This is a genomic window from Pseudoclavibacter sp. CFCC 13796, assembly GCF_008831185.1.
Classification (GTDB): domain Bacteria; phylum Actinomycetota; class Actinomycetes; order Actinomycetales; family Microbacteriaceae; genus Pseudoclavibacter_A.
Genome location: NZ_WBKD01000002.1, coordinates 108418 through 122019, shown reverse-complemented (window position 1 = coordinate 122019; position 13602 = coordinate 108418). Strand labels below are relative to the sequence as shown.

Genomic DNA, 13602 nt, shown 5'->3' with positions numbered 1-13602 from the left:
GATGCTGTGGAGAGATCTGTGGAGAGCCGGCGTGGAGTCGGGGCGCCGTCGATGCACAGGGCCGGTACACTGACAAGGTGTCGATACTCTCTGAATTCGCCGAGAAGAACCCCGGACTGGTCGCCGAAGACCTCGACTGGTTGCATTCGCTGATCGGCGACTGGCAGATGATCGCCGACATGGCGCTCGCCGATCTCATTCTCTGGCTGCCCACCAACGACGGTCAGTACGAGGCGGTCGCTCACGCTCGGCCGAGTGGGTCGCCCACGGCCTTCGCCCATGATCTCATCGGGCATCGAGCTCGCGAGGAGTGGGCGTCGCTGATCGATCAGACGTATGTGCAGGGCGTCGGACACGTCTCGAAGAACCCCGACTGGACCCAGCATTCGCCGACCCGTCTGCGCGCGGTGCCGGTGCGCCGGGCGATTCGCAAAGAGGGCGACCACATCGAGACGACCGCGCCGATCGCCGTGGTGACCAGACATACGAACGTGGCAGAGTCGCGCACTCCGAGCCGGCAGGATCTGGTCTTTCTCGGCTGTGCCAGTGATCTACTCGATATGATCGCCGTCGGCGACTTTCCCGATCTCTCGGCACCGACCGGCCCGCGCCGCGGCGCTCCACGGGTGAGCGACGGTCTCATTCGTCTCGACCGCGTCGGAGAGGTGCTCTTCGCGAGCCCCAACGCCATCTCGGCCTATAACCGTCTGGGGTTCGACGGCGAGATCGAGGGGCGCAATCTCTCAGATGTGACGGTGACGCTGGTCACCGGCGAGAGCATCGCCGACGAGAGCCTGCCTGTGGTGACGAGCGGCAAGGCGTCGTGGCGGGCCGACGTCGAAGGCAATGGTGCGACGATCACGCTGCGAGCCATTCCGCTGCGTCGCAACCACCACCGCATCGGGGCGATCGTGCTCTGCCGAGACGTCTCTGAGGTGCGTCGCCAGGAGCAGGAGCTGCTCACCAAGGATGCGACAATCCGCGAGATCCATCACCGCGTCAAGAACAACCTGCAGACGGTCTCGTCGCTGCTGCGCATTCAGTCGCGACGCACTCAGACGGAGGAAGCCCGGGCTGCGCTGCTCAAGGCCATGCGGCGCGTCGAGGCCATCGCCGTGGTGCATGACACGCTCTCTGAGGGGCTGTCGCAGTCGGTCGACTTCGACGAGGTGTTCGAACGCGTGCTGCGTCTGATCACCGAGGTGGCCTCGGTCGACACCGGCAAAGTGTATCCGACGTTCAGCGGCAGCTTCGGCGAGCTGCCCTCGGCCTCGGCCACGCCGCTGGCGCTGGCGCTCACCGAGCTGGTGACGAACGCGGTCGAACACGGGCTCAACGGCGCCGACGGTCAGGTCTGGGTCAAGGCCGATCGCGACGAGCAGGAGCTGCGCATCATCGTCGGCGACGATGGCGGGGGGCTGCCCGAAGGCAAGGTGGGTTCGGGCCTCGGCACGCAGATCGTGCGCACGCTGATCGAGGGTGAGCTCTCGGGTGCGATCGACTGGCACACGCTGACGGGCAGTGGCACCGAGGTGACCATCACCATTCCGGTGCGCTCGCTGCGCAGTCACGGCTGACGGGCATCCGTGTCGTCAGGGGACAGCACCCATCGACACACAGAATGAGAGCCGAGCCCCAAAGGGCTCGGCTCTCATGAGTCTTCTCAGTTCTGCCGAGGTCAGCTGGCGCGGCGTGCACGCGCTGCGCGGCGCTTCAGCGCCCGCCGCTCGTCTTCGCTCAGCCCGCCCCAGACGCCGGCGTCCTGCCCGGTCTCCATCGCATAGTGCAGGCACTCGTCAGTGACCTCGCAATCGGAGCAGACCACCTTGGCCTTCTCGATCTGGTCTACTGCTGGCCCGGTGTTCCCCACGGGGAAGAACAGCTCCGGGTCGGCTGCCAGACACGCTGCGTGATCGCGCCAGTCCATACCACTCCTTGTTCGAATTCCTTGCAGAGATGACGTGTCGCTGTAAGCGATACCGTCATGAGTGCAACTGAATCTTGGCATAGCATCGTTTCGAGCGCAAGGGTTCTGCCCCGACGAAATCGGGTGCTCTGCGCTAGGCTCTTCACCGCGAATCGTCCGTGTGGACGAAGAATCAGGAGAACACGCTCATGGCTGACCGCAGGCATCCGTGGCAGCTTCGACTCGCGAGCGTGCTGATGATGCTCGAAGGCGTGGCGGCATTGGTCTTGGCAGTGTGGCTGCTGATCGAGCTCTTCGTCGCCAAGGCGGAGTCTCCGGTCTCGGCGATCGCTCTGATCGTGATCTGTCTGGGGGCAGGCCTCTGGATCTTCAGCGCCGGTCGTTCCCTGCTCAAGGGGCGCGGATGGGCCCGATCCGCAGGCGTCTTCGTGCAGCTCGTACTGGCGGCCTTCGCTGCGGGCAGTCTGGGCGGAGAGGGCTCGAGCGTGCGCGCGTTCGCCTTCCTGCTCGCCCCCGCCATCGTCACAGTAATCCTGCTGTTCACGAAGCCGGTCGTCCAGGCCAGCCAGCAGCGCAGCGAGCGCTGACCTCACGGCGCACGCGCGGCATCCGCCGGCGCTCGGTCAGGCGTCGAGCTTCAGCGCCTTGCGCAGCGAGGCGACATGCCCGGTCGCGCGCACGTTGTAGCGCGCCAGGGTCAGCTCACCGGTCTCGTCGATCACGAAGGTCGAGCGAATCACGCCGGTGACCTCTTTGCCGTAGAGCTTCTTGACGCCATAGGCGCCATAGGCCTTGTGCACTGTCAGATCGGGGTCGCTGAGCAGTGCGAACGGCAGTTCGTGGTGCTCTCGAAAGTGCTGCAGTTTGGACTGGGCGTCTTTCGAGACACCCAGAACCGTGTAGCCCGCGGCCTGCAGCGACGCGATGCTGTCGCGGAAGTCGCAGGCCTCCTTGGTGCAGCCGGGAGTCTCGGCGGCAGGGTAGAAGTACACGATGACTTTGTGCCCACGCAGGTCGTGCAGTGAGACGGGGCGGCCGTCGGCGTCGGGCAGCGTGAAGTCAGGTGCCGGTGTGCCGGCCTGCAGGCGTTCGGGGTGGTTCTGTGCGGTGCTCATGCGAGCGATTCTAGACACTGTCAGCTGAGTTGTGACATGCATGCGCACTGTGCTAATGTCTTCTCTTGGCTCAAGCGAGCACAACATGCGCCTCTAGCTCAATTGGCAGAGCAGCTGACTCTTAATCAGCGGGTTCTGGGTTCAAGTCCCAGGGGGCGCACAAGGGGAACCCGGAGACCTCGTGTCTCCGGGTTTTTTCGTCACCGGGTACCGCCGCGCATCGTCGCCGAGCCGAACCCGCGCGACCGAGTGTCGTCGAGCAGCATGCTCCGACATCGGCCCGCCGAAGTCGCGTTCGACAACGAGAGATGGTGCACCATGCTGTTCGCTGCCGCAGACTCATCCCCAGAGCTGGGGGCCTTCGCCGGATTCATCACCACGATCATGGACGCACTCGGGGCGTTCGGGGTCGCCGTCCTGGTGGCTGCCGAGAACCTCTTTCCTCCGATCCCCAGCGAGGCCATCCTGCCCCTGGCAGGCTTCGCCGCGTCGCAGGGGTCGCTGAACCTCGTGGCCGTGATCGTCTGGGCCACGGTTGGCTCGGTCGTCGGTGCGATCGCCCTTTACGGGCTGGGAGCATGGCTCGGGCGCGAACGCTTCATCCGTCTCGCCGCCAAAGTGCCGCTGATCAGCGTCAGCGACATCGAGCGCACTGAGCAGTGGTTCGTGAGACACGGCCGCATGACGGTCTTCTTCGGGCGCCTGGTGCCGATCTTCCGCAGCCTGATCTCGATTCCGGCGGGCATCGAGCGCATGCGTCTGATCGTGTTCATTCCGCTGACCGCATTCGGCTCGCTGATCTGGAACACGGTGCTCGTTCTCGCAGGCTATGCGCTCGGCGAGAACTACGGCCTCGTCGAAGAGTATGTCGGGGCGTTCCAGTGGGTCGTCATCGCCGTGGTGCTGGTGGTGATCGCCGCATTCGTGGTGTGGAAGGTGCGCGCGTCGCGTCGCACACGCGACTGACCTGCCGTGGTCGCCGATGCGGTCTCGGCTCCGCAACGCGGTTAAGCTGGTGCCGTGACCAGCGACCCGAGCAGACGTGCGTTCCTGAGCGCGGCACTGGCTACGGGGATGCTCACACTCGCCGGGTGCAGCACTGACGGCGTCGAGCCTGGTCGCTTTCGCAATCTGCCGCTGCGCACCTTCGGTGGCTACGCTCCGAACGACACCGTGCATCTGGCCGTGGTGGGCGACTCCCTCAGCGTGGGCGTCGTCGGTCAGCTGACCGGGGCGAACGTCAACGGCGACTGGCACGACACCGTCGACCTCGGCGCACTGCAGTTCTTGGGCGGCTGGTCGAAGGTCGGTGCGACGACCGCCGACATGGCGCGCTCCGCGAAGCCGGTCAGCGGTGCCGATGCCCTGCTCATCATGGCGGGCACGAACGACGTCGCCGCCAAGACGGTCTTCGACGACAGCAGCGTCTCGATCGGTCGCATCGTCGACGCTGTGCGTCTGGACCGGGTCTCGGTGGCCATGATCCCGCCCTCGAACGCTTCGCCCCAGGCCGCCCTCGACTTCAACGACCGGCTGAGAGATCTCGCCGGAGATCGCGGCTGGAGCGTGGTCGACCCCTGGCGTTCGGCGCGCGACGACCAGGGCAGGTGGGTGACCCGGTACCGCGGTGACGGAACGCATCCGAACCAGAGCGGATACCAGGCAGGAACCGATCAGCTCGTCGACGACCTGGCCGAGGTCTACCTCGGTGCCGAACCGGTCGGATGACTGGGTGAGCTACCATGAAGGCAACTGACGCGAGGGAGACGGCATGAGCACACCCGCGGAGAAATTCGACCTGATCGTCGTCTCGAACCGACTGCCGGTCGACCGCACCGTCGACTCTGACGGGAATCCGGGATGGCGGCGCTCCCCGGGCGGTCTGGTCACCGCACTCGAACCGGTCATGGAGCTCTCGAACGGAGCCTGGGTCGGCTGGCCCGGCGTGCCGGACGAAGAGTTCGAGCCGTTCGTCGCCGAGGGAGGATCGCGCGGCGGGTCGTTCCACGTCTACCCGGTCAGTCTCAGCGAGACGGAACTCGAAAGCTATTACGAGGGCTTCTCGAACGCGACGCTCTGGCCGCTCTATCACGATGTGATCGCGCCGCCGCTCTACCATCGGGTGTGGTGGGACTCCTACAAATCGGTCAACGAGCGTTTCGCCGCTCGCGTGGCCGACATCGCGAGCTCTGGGGCGACCGTGTGGGTGCAGGACTACCAGCTGCAGCTGGTGCCGCGCATTCTGCGTCGCATCCGGCCAGATCTGAGCATCGGGTTCTTCAACCACATTCCGTTCCCGTCCTACGGCCTCTTCGCCCAGCTGCCCTGGCGTCGCCAGATTCTTGAGGGGCTGCTCGGCGCAGACCTGATCGGCTTTCAGCGCAGCGAGGACGCGCGCAACTTCGCACGCGCCGTGCGCACGCTGCTGGGCATCACGGTTCGGCGAGGCCAGATCGACGTTCCCGCCGAGCTCGACGGCGGCAGCGGGCATGTCGCGGCCTTTCACGACTACCCGATCTCGATCGACGCCGACGAGTTCGAGCAGCTCGGCGAAGATCCCGAGGTGCAGGAGCGCGCGCGGCAGATCCGCCGAGACCTGGGCGATCCGCATCGTGTGCTGCTCGGCATCGACCGACTCGACTATACGAAGGGCATCCGTCATCGGCTCAAGGCCTACGGCGAGCTGCTCGACGAAGGGCGCGTCGACGTCGAAGACACCACGCTGATCCAGATCGCCGTGCCGAGCCGCGAACGCGTCGAGACCTACAAGCGCCTGCGCGATGACATCGAGCTGTCGGTCGCCCGCATCAACGGCGATCACAGCACCATCGGCCGGCCCGCGATCCAGTATCTGCACCGCAGCTTTCCGCGACGTGAGATGGCGGCGTTCTACCTCGCCGCAGACATCCTGCTGGTGACGGCCCTGCGTGACGGCATGAATCTGGTCGCCAAGGAGTTCGTGGCAACGCACGTCGACAACGACGCCGTGCTGGTGCTCAGCGAGTTCGCCGGCGCCAGCGACGAGCTGAAGACGGCCCTGCTGATCAACCCCCATGACATCGACGGGCTCAAACAGGCCATCGTGGATGCGATGCAGATGCCCGAGGCAGAGGTGGCCCGACGCATGCGCATCATGCGGCGGCACGTGCGCGAAGACAACGTCGAGCGCTGGTCGGATGCCTTCCTGGCTCGGCTGCGCGAGGTCAGCGCTGACAATCGTGCGCAGAGTGACGACGCGCCTGAAGGCGCAACGCCGGAGACTCGCGCATGACGCCCGAACTCGACGCCGCTCTGCAGCGCATCACCGAGACTGAGAGACTGCTGATCGCTCTGGACTTCGACGGCACGGTCGCGCCCTTCACCGACAATCCGGCCGACTCCCGGTCACTGGCTGACTCGCATCTCGCCGTCATCCAGCTCTGGCAGCTGCCGCGTACCGATGTCGCGTACGTCTCGGGGCGCGCTCTCGAGTCGCTGCGCGCGGTCAGCGACGCCCCTCCGGGCATGCTCTTGGTGGGATCACACGGTGCGCAGATCCAGCTCGACAGCGGCGTGCCCGATCCCAGCCCGCTCAGCACCGGGACGATCCGTGACGTGAGTCGCCTGAGCTCGACGCTCGAAGATCTGGTGACAGGCGTGCACGGCGCCTGGGTCGAGCACAAGCCAGTCGGCGCGGTGCTGCACACCCGCAGCGTCGGCCGTGCAGAAGCCGAACGACTGCAGCGGCTGGCCCGTGAGCGAGTCGCCGCAGAGCTTCCCGTCGCACGTGTGCTCACCGGCCATGACGTGCTCGAGTTCTCGCTGCGCGAGACCAACAAAGGCGACGCGATCGAGCAGCTGCGCGCGCACACCGGCGCAACCGTCGTCTTCTACGCTGGCGACGACCGCACCGACGAAGACGTGTTCCGAGTGCTGCACGACGGCGACGTCGGCGTACACGTGGGCGAGGGACGAACAGCTGCCGAGTTCACCGTGGCGGGCCCTCGGGCGCTTGCGGGCGTGCTGCTCACCATGGCCTCGAGAAGACGACGGTACCTCGCCCTTGCCCGGTGACCGTTGCGGTGCGAACGACCCCACTGCGTGTGCTAGCGTTGAATGTCGCAGGCCTGATCGATGCAACCCATCTGATCGGCCGCTGAGACAGATCGCGTCGCCGAACCATGGCAGACGCTCTGAACAGGGGTGCACCGCAGAGACGATACGCTCGCAGGCTCATCGCGCAGCTCGCCCCTGCGTCCCCTTCCCGATGAACTCGGGTTCTTCTTCTGACTTGCCGCACGATGGCGACAACCAATGAATCATGATCGAGGAATGACAGGCATGGCTCCCACACCGAAACCGACACCCACCGTGCAAGAGCGCGATCTCACCGGGGCAGAGATTCTCATCGCCTCGCTGAAGAAGCTCGGTGTCACCGACGTGTTCGGGCTGCCCGGCGGCGCCATTCTGCCGACCTACGACCCGCTGATGGACGCCAAGGGGCTGCGGCACTACCTCGTGCGTCATGAGCAGGGTGCCGGGCATGCGGCCGAAGGGTACGCCACGGCCGGTCAGACGGTCGGCGTGTGTCTGGCGACCTCAGGGCCCGGTGCCACCAACCTGGTGACCGCGATCGGCGACGCCTATATGGATTCCGTGCCGATGATCGCGATCACGGGTCAGGTCTTCTCTGCACTGATCGGCACCGACGCGTTCCAAGAGGCCGACATCGTCGGCATCACGATGCCCATCACCAAGCACGCCTTCCTCGTGCGCAGCGCAGACGAGGTCGCACCGGCGCTCGCTGCGGCGTACGAGATCGCCAGCACAGGTCGCCCTGGCCCGGTGCTCGTCGACATCAGCAAAGACGCCCAGCAGGGGCTCGCCGACTTCAGCTGGCCGCCGCAGATCACCCTGCCCGGCTACCACCCGGCGACGCAGCCGCACGGCCGCCAGGTGCAGGCAGCGGCGCAGCTGCTCGCGAACGCCCAGCGCCCCGTGCTCTACGTCGGCGGCGGCGTCATCCGCAGCGGAGCATCCGCCGAACTCACAGCGCTCGCAGAGGCCACCCATGCGCCGGTCGTGACCACGCTGATGGCCCGCGGTGCGTTTCCCGACTCGCACCCGCAGAACCTCGGCATGCCCGGCATGCACGGCACTGTGCCTGCTGTGCTCGCCCTGCAGCAGGCCGACCTCATCGTCAGTCTCGGTGCTCGCTTCGACGACCGCGTCACGGGCAACGCCAAGACCTTCGCGCCGCTGGCCAAGGTCGTGCACGTCGACATCGACCCGGCCGAGATCTCGAAGATCAGGCACGCCGATGTGCCGATCGTCGGCGATCTGCGTCAGGTGCTCGACCAGCTCGTGCCCGAGTACGAGGCCGAGACCTCGGAGCAGGCCCCCGATCTCACACATTGGTGGGAGCATCTCAACAAGCTGCGCGAAGACTACCCGCTCGGCTTCACCCAGCCCACCGACGGTCTGATCGCGCCGCAGCACGTCATTCAGCGCATCGGCGAGCTCACCGGACCAGAGGCCGTCTACGCCGTGGGCGTCGGCCAGCACCAGATGTGGGCCGCACAGTTCATCAAGTACGAGCGCCCGAACTCGTTCCTCAACTCGGGCGGCGCCGGCACCATGGGATACGGCGTGCCCGCAGCGATGGGTGCGAAGGTGGCACAGCCCGACCGAGTGGTCTGGGCGATCGACGGCGACGGCTGCTTCCAGATGACCAATCAGGAGCTCGCGACCTGTGTGCTCGAGGGCATCCCCATCAAGGTGGCGATCATCAACAACTCGTCGCTGGGCATGGTCAAACAGTGGCAGTCGCTGTTCTACGACAAGCGCTTCTCGAACACCGAGCTGCACACCGGTCACGGCTCAGAACGAGTGCCCGACTTCGTCAAGCTCGCCGAGGCGTACGGCTGTGCTGCGCGCCGCGTCGAGAGCGAAGACGAGGTGGATGCTGCGATCGAGTGGGCGCTGTCGGTCGACGACCGGCCCGTGGTGATCGACTTCGTGGTCTCGGCCGACGCCATGGTGTGGCCGATGGTGCCGCAGGGAGTCAGCAACGACTTCATCCAGTACGCGAAAGACGAGTCACCGGCATTCGAAGGCGAGGAGTGATCTGATGAGCAAGCATGTGCTCTCAATGCTGGTCGAGGACACCCCCGGCCTGCTGACCCGAGTCGCGGGGCTCTTCGCCCGGCGTGCGTTCAACATCGACTCGCTCGCCGTGGGGCAGTGCGAGGTCGAGGGGTTCTCGCGTATGACCGTGGTCGTGAACGTCGAGCGTCAGCCGCTCGAACAGGTGACCAAGCAGCTGAACAAGCTGGTGAACGTGATCAAGATCGTCGAGCTCGAAGACGAGACCTCGGTGCTTCGCGAGCACATGTTGGTGAAGGTCAAGGCCGATCCCGGCACCCGCTCGCAGATCGTCGAGATCGTCGAGCTCTTCCGCGCCCGCATCGTCGACGTCAGCCAGGACGCCGTCGTCGTCGAGGTGACCGGCGACGCCGCGAAGAACCGCGCACTGCTCAAACTGCTCGAACAGTACGGCATCCGCGAGCTGGTGCAGTCCGGCCTGCTTGCGATCTCGCGCGGCCCCCGGTCGATGACCGACCGCGTCACCCGTGGCTGACCCCGGCCACCCTCGGGCAGTGACCCGACAGACTCACCTTCCGACCGCATCCACACAACAGAAATGGAGTAACACCATGGCAGCAGAGATCTTCTATGACGACGATGCCGATCTGACCATCATCCAGGGCAAGAAAGTCGCCGTCATCGGCTTCGGCTCACAGGGCCACGCGCATGCGCTGAACCTTCGTGACTCGGGCGTCGAGGTGAAGGTCGCCCTGCGTGAGGGCTCAGAGACGCGCTCTCGCGTCGAGGAGCTCGGCTTCGAGGTGCTCGACAACGCAGAGGCGACCAAGTGGGCCGACCTCATCGTCGTGCTCGCTCCCGACCAGTACCAGGCCGACATCTACAAGAACGAGATCGAGCCGAACCTCTCAGAGGGCAAGACCCTGCTCTTCGCTCACGGCTTCAACGTGCGCTTCGGCTACATTCAGGCGCCGAAGGGCGTCGACGTCGTCATGATCGCCCCGAAGGGCCCGGGACACACCGTGCGTCGCGAGTACGAAGCCGGTCGTGGCGTGCCGATCCTGGTCGCCGTCGAGAACGACGAGTCGGGCAAGGCCTTCGAGACCGCCCTCTCATACGGCAAGGGCATCGGCGGCACCAGAGCAGGCGCCATCAAGACCACGTTCAAAGAAGAGACCGAGTCTGACCTCTTCGGCGAGCAGGCTGTGCTCTGCGGCGGACTGTCGAAGCTCATCCAGAGCGGCTTCGAGACCCTGACCGAGGCCGGCTACCAGCCCGAGATCGCGTATTTCGAGGTCTGCCACGAGATGAAGCTCATCGTCGACCTGATCAACGAGGGCGGCATCGCCAAGATGCGCTGGTCGATCTCTGACACCGCCGAGTACGGCGACTACGTGTCGGGCCCGCGCGTCATCGACGCCAGCGTCAAGGAGCACATGAAAGAGGTGCTCGCCGACATTCAGTCGGGTGCCTTCGCCGAGCGTTTCATGGCCGACCAGGCGGCTGGCGCTCCGGAGTTCAAGAAGTTCCGCGCCGAGGGCCAGGAGCACCCGATCGAGGCGACCGGCAAGGGACTGCGCAAGCTGTTCTCGTGGTCGAACGCCGAGATCGACGCCGACTACGTCGAGGGACAGGTCGACCGCCACGCCTGATCCGCGCTGCTCACCATGTGACCTCCTCCGCGTACAGATGAGGTGACGCAGACCCTGAGGGCCGTCCGAACTCGTTTCGGGCGGCCCTCAGTCGTCTCTGCAGACGTGGTCGTCTCGGGCGCAGTGGCAGCTCGACCGTGCAGTGCCACGGATCGGTATCATTGAGGGCGGACGCTCGGGCAGATCACGCCCGACAAGATGACGTTCGCACAACCGGAGATGGCGAGGCCTGACAGCATGGGTGACAAAGAACGCGACGGCACCGACGACGAGGCGCTCGTCTGGGAGTCAGACCGGCTCGACACGTCGGCCGTCGTCCCGGGAGGCCGATCGACAGAGTATGACGAGGTGCCGGTGGTCGAAGAAGACCGCAGCGCACTCGCCGCGATCGACCAGCTGCCCTCCGGCGTGCTCGTCGGATACGGCGCGATTCTCGGCGTCTTTCTCGTCTACACGATCTCGTGGGTGACGATTCTGCTCAAGCGCCTCTCGACCCCGCCGCAGCCTCTGCTCGACGGCATCGACCGCGCGCAGATGCTGCTGGGTCTCGCCGGCCCCGCTCTGTGGGTCGTGTTCGCCTTCTTCTTCGTGCGCGGCCGCCGCTGGTACTGGCAGACGCTCTGGCTGGTGCTGGGGCTGGTGCTGCTGGCACCGTGGCCCTGGATCATCACACTGATCACCGCGAGCAACGGAGGCGCACAGTGAACACCGGCGACGAACTGAACGAGACGAGTGGTGCGAGCATGAACCGCAGCAGCGCTGACCACGTCGACACCGCTGTGCTCGGCGATGACGTCCAGCAGCTCGGCGGGCAGTCGAACGCCGATCATGCTGGGGCCGCAGCCGAACAGCCGGGCGGTCTGAGCATCCGCGTCTCAGACGCACTCTGGGGTGTGCTGGCGGCGGTGCTCTTCGCCTACCCTGTGTGGCAGGCGTTCGCGTTCGCATTCGCGAACTCAGACACCGGCTGGCAGGCCGTCTTCGGCGGGCTCGGCTGGGTCAGATGGACGCTGCTGCTGGTCGGCCTCGTCATGCCGCTCGCGCTGCTGGCCGCGTCGTGGTGGATCACTCGTGGGATGACCTGGTGGCGTCGTCTGCTGGCCTATGCGACCGGGTGGGCGATCGTGCCGCTGATCATGATCTCGGTGCAGCAGCTGGTGATGGCCAACCCGCAGGTCAACGACATCGTGCTCTCGCACCTGCTCTTCGGCGACTGAGCCGAAGCGGCTGAGGTGAGCCTCGCTCAGTCGACGGGCAGGCCCTCTGAGGCCCAGGCGAATGTGCCGCCGCTGACGTTCGCGGCGGCGACGCCCTGCTGATCGAGCCAGAGCGCGGCCTGCTGTGAGCGTCCGCCCGCCTGACAGATGATCAGCAGATCTTCGGCGTCGGGCACGTCGCCCAGACGCGACTGCAGCTCGGAGAGCGGGATGTTCACCGCGCCCGTCGCATGGCCCGCAGCGAATTCGTCGGTCTCGCGCACATCGAGAATGACGGCGCCGGCCTGCTGCCGTTCGAGTGCCTGCTGCGGGGTGATCTGCTCGACCATGGTGACTCCTCGTGTGCGAATCCGCGCGTCGCGCGCCGATTCAGTGATCTGTCTTTTCTGACACTGTACCTGCGCTGCCGCTAGGCTGGAACACGTCATGCCCGGAGGCGCTGCAGCGCCCTGTTCGCGGGTCAATGCTGAGGAGGAAACGGTGAGCACACAGATCGATCTCGGAGTCATCGCCGGTGACGGCATCGGGCCAGAGGTGGTCGCCGAGGGGCTCAAAGTGCTCACCGCGGTCGCCGCCGCAGACGGGTTCGCCTTCGCCACGACTGACTACGATCTGGGCGCACGCCGCTATGAGCGCACCGGCGAGGTGCTCGCCGACGAGACTCTGGACGAGCTGCGTCAGCACGACGCACTGCTGCTCGGCGCCGTCGGCGATCCGCGCCGTGTGCCCGCCGGCGTGCTCGAGCGCGGCCTGCTGCTCAGGCTGCGCTTCGCGTTCGACCAGTACGTCAACCTGCGCCCGGTCGAGCTCTTCCCGGGTGTGCGCTCGCCGCTCTCGAGCCCCGGCGACATCGACTTCGTGGTCGTGCGCGAGGGCACAGAGGGGCTCTACACGGGCAACGGGGGAGCGCTCCGGGTGGGCACGGAGCACGAGGTCGCCACCGAGGTCTCGGTGAACACGGCGTTCGGTGCGGCACGGGTGATCCGCTACGCGTTCGAGACGGCGGCGAAGCGCCCGCGTCATCACGTCACGCTCGTGCACAAGAAGAACGTGCTCGTGAACGCCGGCGGCATGTGGCAGCGTCTGGTCGACGAGATCGCCGCCGAGTTCCCCGACGTGACCCACGACTATCTGCACGTCGATGCTGCCACGATCTTCCTGACGACCGACCCCGCACGCTTCGACGTGATCGTCACCGACAACCTGTTCGGCGACATCCTCACCGACCTCGCTGCCGCGGTCACCGGCGGCATCGGGCTGGCGGCGTCGGCCAACATCAACGCCGACGGCACCGCACCCAGCATGTTCGAACCCATTCACGGCTCTGCGCCCGACATCGCCGGCCAGCAGAAGGCCGACCCGACCGCAGCGATCCTGTCAGTCGCCCTCATGCTGCAGACGCAGGGGCATGCCGACTCGGCCGCTCGCATCGTCGAGGCGGTACGGGCCGACACCGCGTCGCGGGCGGATACGGTGCGTTCGACTGCCGAGATCGGCGACGCGATCGTCGCGCGACTGCGCGCCTGACCACATGCACGCCCGACCGAACCGCCAGGCCGCGGTCCGACTGATCTGGGCGAGCGTACCGCGGCCTGGCGCCATGCGCG

15 protein-coding genes and 1 tRNA gene are annotated in these 13602 nt (G+C 66.2%); 13 read left to right on the top strand and 3 right to left on the bottom strand.

Features of this window, described 5'->3' with window-relative positions; translation table 11 throughout:
• Positions 1 to 77: 77 nt before the first annotated feature.
• Positions 78 to 1577 carry a sensor histidine kinase gene (locus F8O07_RS09540; RefSeq protein WP_158031971.1) on the top strand — a complete coding sequence of 500 codons (1500 nt, stop codon included), beginning with the start codon at positions 78 to 80 and terminating at the stop codon, positions 1575 to 1577.
• 101 nt (positions 1578 to 1678) lie between these two features.
• On the opposite strand, the gene F8O07_RS09535 is transcribed toward F8O07_RS09540, so the two are convergent.
• Positions 1679 to 1927: a WhiB family transcriptional regulator gene (locus F8O07_RS09535; protein WP_158031970.1), complete on the bottom strand. Its 249-nt coding sequence runs from the start codon at positions 1925 to 1927 to the stop codon at positions 1679 to 1681.
• Between the two features lie 188 nt (positions 1928 to 2115).
• On the opposite strand from F8O07_RS09535, the gene F8O07_RS09530 reads away from it, so the two are divergent.
• A complete protein-coding gene (locus tag F8O07_RS09530) occupies positions 2116 to 2514 on the top strand; it encodes a hypothetical protein (protein WP_158031969.1) in 399 nt (132 codons plus the stop codon).
• A gap of 36 nt (positions 2515 to 2550) precedes the next feature.
• On the opposite strand, the gene bcp is transcribed toward F8O07_RS09530, so the two are convergent.
• Positions 2551 to 3042 carry a thioredoxin-dependent thiol peroxidase gene (bcp, locus tag F8O07_RS09525; RefSeq protein ID WP_158031968.1) on the bottom strand — a complete coding sequence of 164 codons (492 nt, stop codon included), beginning with the start codon at positions 3040 to 3042 and terminating at the stop codon, positions 2551 to 2553.
• A gap of 87 nt (positions 3043 to 3129) precedes the next feature.
• On the opposite strand from bcp, the gene F8O07_RS09520 reads away from it, so the two are divergent.
• The 10 genes from F8O07_RS09520 to F8O07_RS09475 all read left to right on the top strand — a co-directional run bounded on the left by F8O07_RS09520 (position 3130) and on the right by F8O07_RS09475 (position 11995).
• Positions 3130 to 3202, top strand: a tRNA-Lys gene (locus tag F8O07_RS09520).
• 158 nt (positions 3203 to 3360) lie between these two features.
• A complete protein-coding gene (locus F8O07_RS09515) occupies positions 3361 to 4008 on the top strand; it encodes a DedA family protein (RefSeq protein WP_192496748.1) in 648 nt (215 codons plus the stop codon).
• Between the two features lie 54 nt (positions 4009 to 4062).
• Positions 4063 to 4770: an SGNH/GDSL hydrolase family protein gene (locus tag F8O07_RS09510; RefSeq protein WP_158031966.1), complete on the top strand. Its 708-nt coding sequence runs from the start codon at positions 4063 to 4065 to the stop codon at positions 4768 to 4770.
• 43 nt (positions 4771 to 4813) lie between these two features.
• Entirely contained in the window at positions 4814 to 6313 is a 1500-nt protein-coding gene (locus tag F8O07_RS09505; protein ID WP_158031965.1) for an alpha,alpha-trehalose-phosphate synthase (UDP-forming), read from the top strand.
• Positions 6310 to 7095: a trehalose-phosphatase gene (gene otsB, locus F8O07_RS09500; RefSeq protein WP_158031964.1), complete on the top strand. Its 786-nt coding sequence runs from the start codon at positions 6310 to 6312 to the stop codon at positions 7093 to 7095. The genes F8O07_RS09505 and otsB overlap by 4 nt, the downstream gene beginning before the upstream one ends.
• A 267-nt stretch (positions 7096 to 7362) precedes the next feature.
• Positions 7363 to 9147, top strand: coding sequence for an acetolactate synthase large subunit (locus F8O07_RS09495; RefSeq protein WP_225733271.1), 1785 nt, complete (start codon positions 7363 to 7365; stop codon positions 9145 to 9147).
• A gap of 4 nt (positions 9148 to 9151) precedes the next feature.
• Positions 9152 to 9661 carry an acetolactate synthase small subunit gene (ilvN, locus tag F8O07_RS09490; protein WP_158031962.1) on the top strand — a complete coding sequence of 170 codons (510 nt, stop codon included), beginning with the start codon at positions 9152 to 9154 and terminating at the stop codon, positions 9659 to 9661.
• Positions 9662 to 9737: 76 nt separating this feature from the next.
• The gene (gene ilvC / locus F8O07_RS09485; RefSeq protein WP_158031961.1) at positions 9738 to 10778 is read left to right on the top strand and encodes a ketol-acid reductoisomerase; all 1041 of its coding nucleotides are present in this window, start codon (positions 9738 to 9740) and stop codon (positions 10776 to 10778) included.
• Positions 10779 to 11015: 237 nt separating this feature from the next.
• Positions 11016 to 11483 (top strand): hypothetical protein, encoded by a 468-nt coding sequence (locus tag F8O07_RS09480; protein ID WP_158031960.1) that lies wholly within the window; start codon positions 11016 to 11018, stop codon positions 11481 to 11483.
• Complete coding sequence (locus tag F8O07_RS09475; protein WP_158031959.1) at positions 11480 to 11995, top strand: hypothetical protein; 516 nt, start codon at positions 11480 to 11482, stop codon at positions 11993 to 11995. The genes F8O07_RS09480 and F8O07_RS09475 overlap by 4 nt, the downstream gene beginning before the upstream one ends.
• Positions 11996 to 12021: 26 nt before the next feature.
• Here F8O07_RS09475 and F8O07_RS09470 read toward each other — a convergent pair whose 3' ends face one another.
• A complete protein-coding gene (locus F8O07_RS09470; RefSeq protein WP_158031958.1) occupies positions 12022 to 12324 on the bottom strand; it encodes a rhodanese-like domain-containing protein in 303 nt (100 codons plus the stop codon).
• 151 nt (positions 12325 to 12475) lie between these two features.
• Here F8O07_RS09470 and F8O07_RS09465 point away from each other — a divergent pair, with 151 nt between their 5' ends.
• A complete protein-coding gene (locus tag F8O07_RS09465) occupies positions 12476 to 13522 on the top strand; it encodes a 3-isopropylmalate dehydrogenase (RefSeq protein ID WP_225733270.1) in 1047 nt (348 codons plus the stop codon).
• Positions 13523 to 13602: the final 80 nt, after the last annotated feature.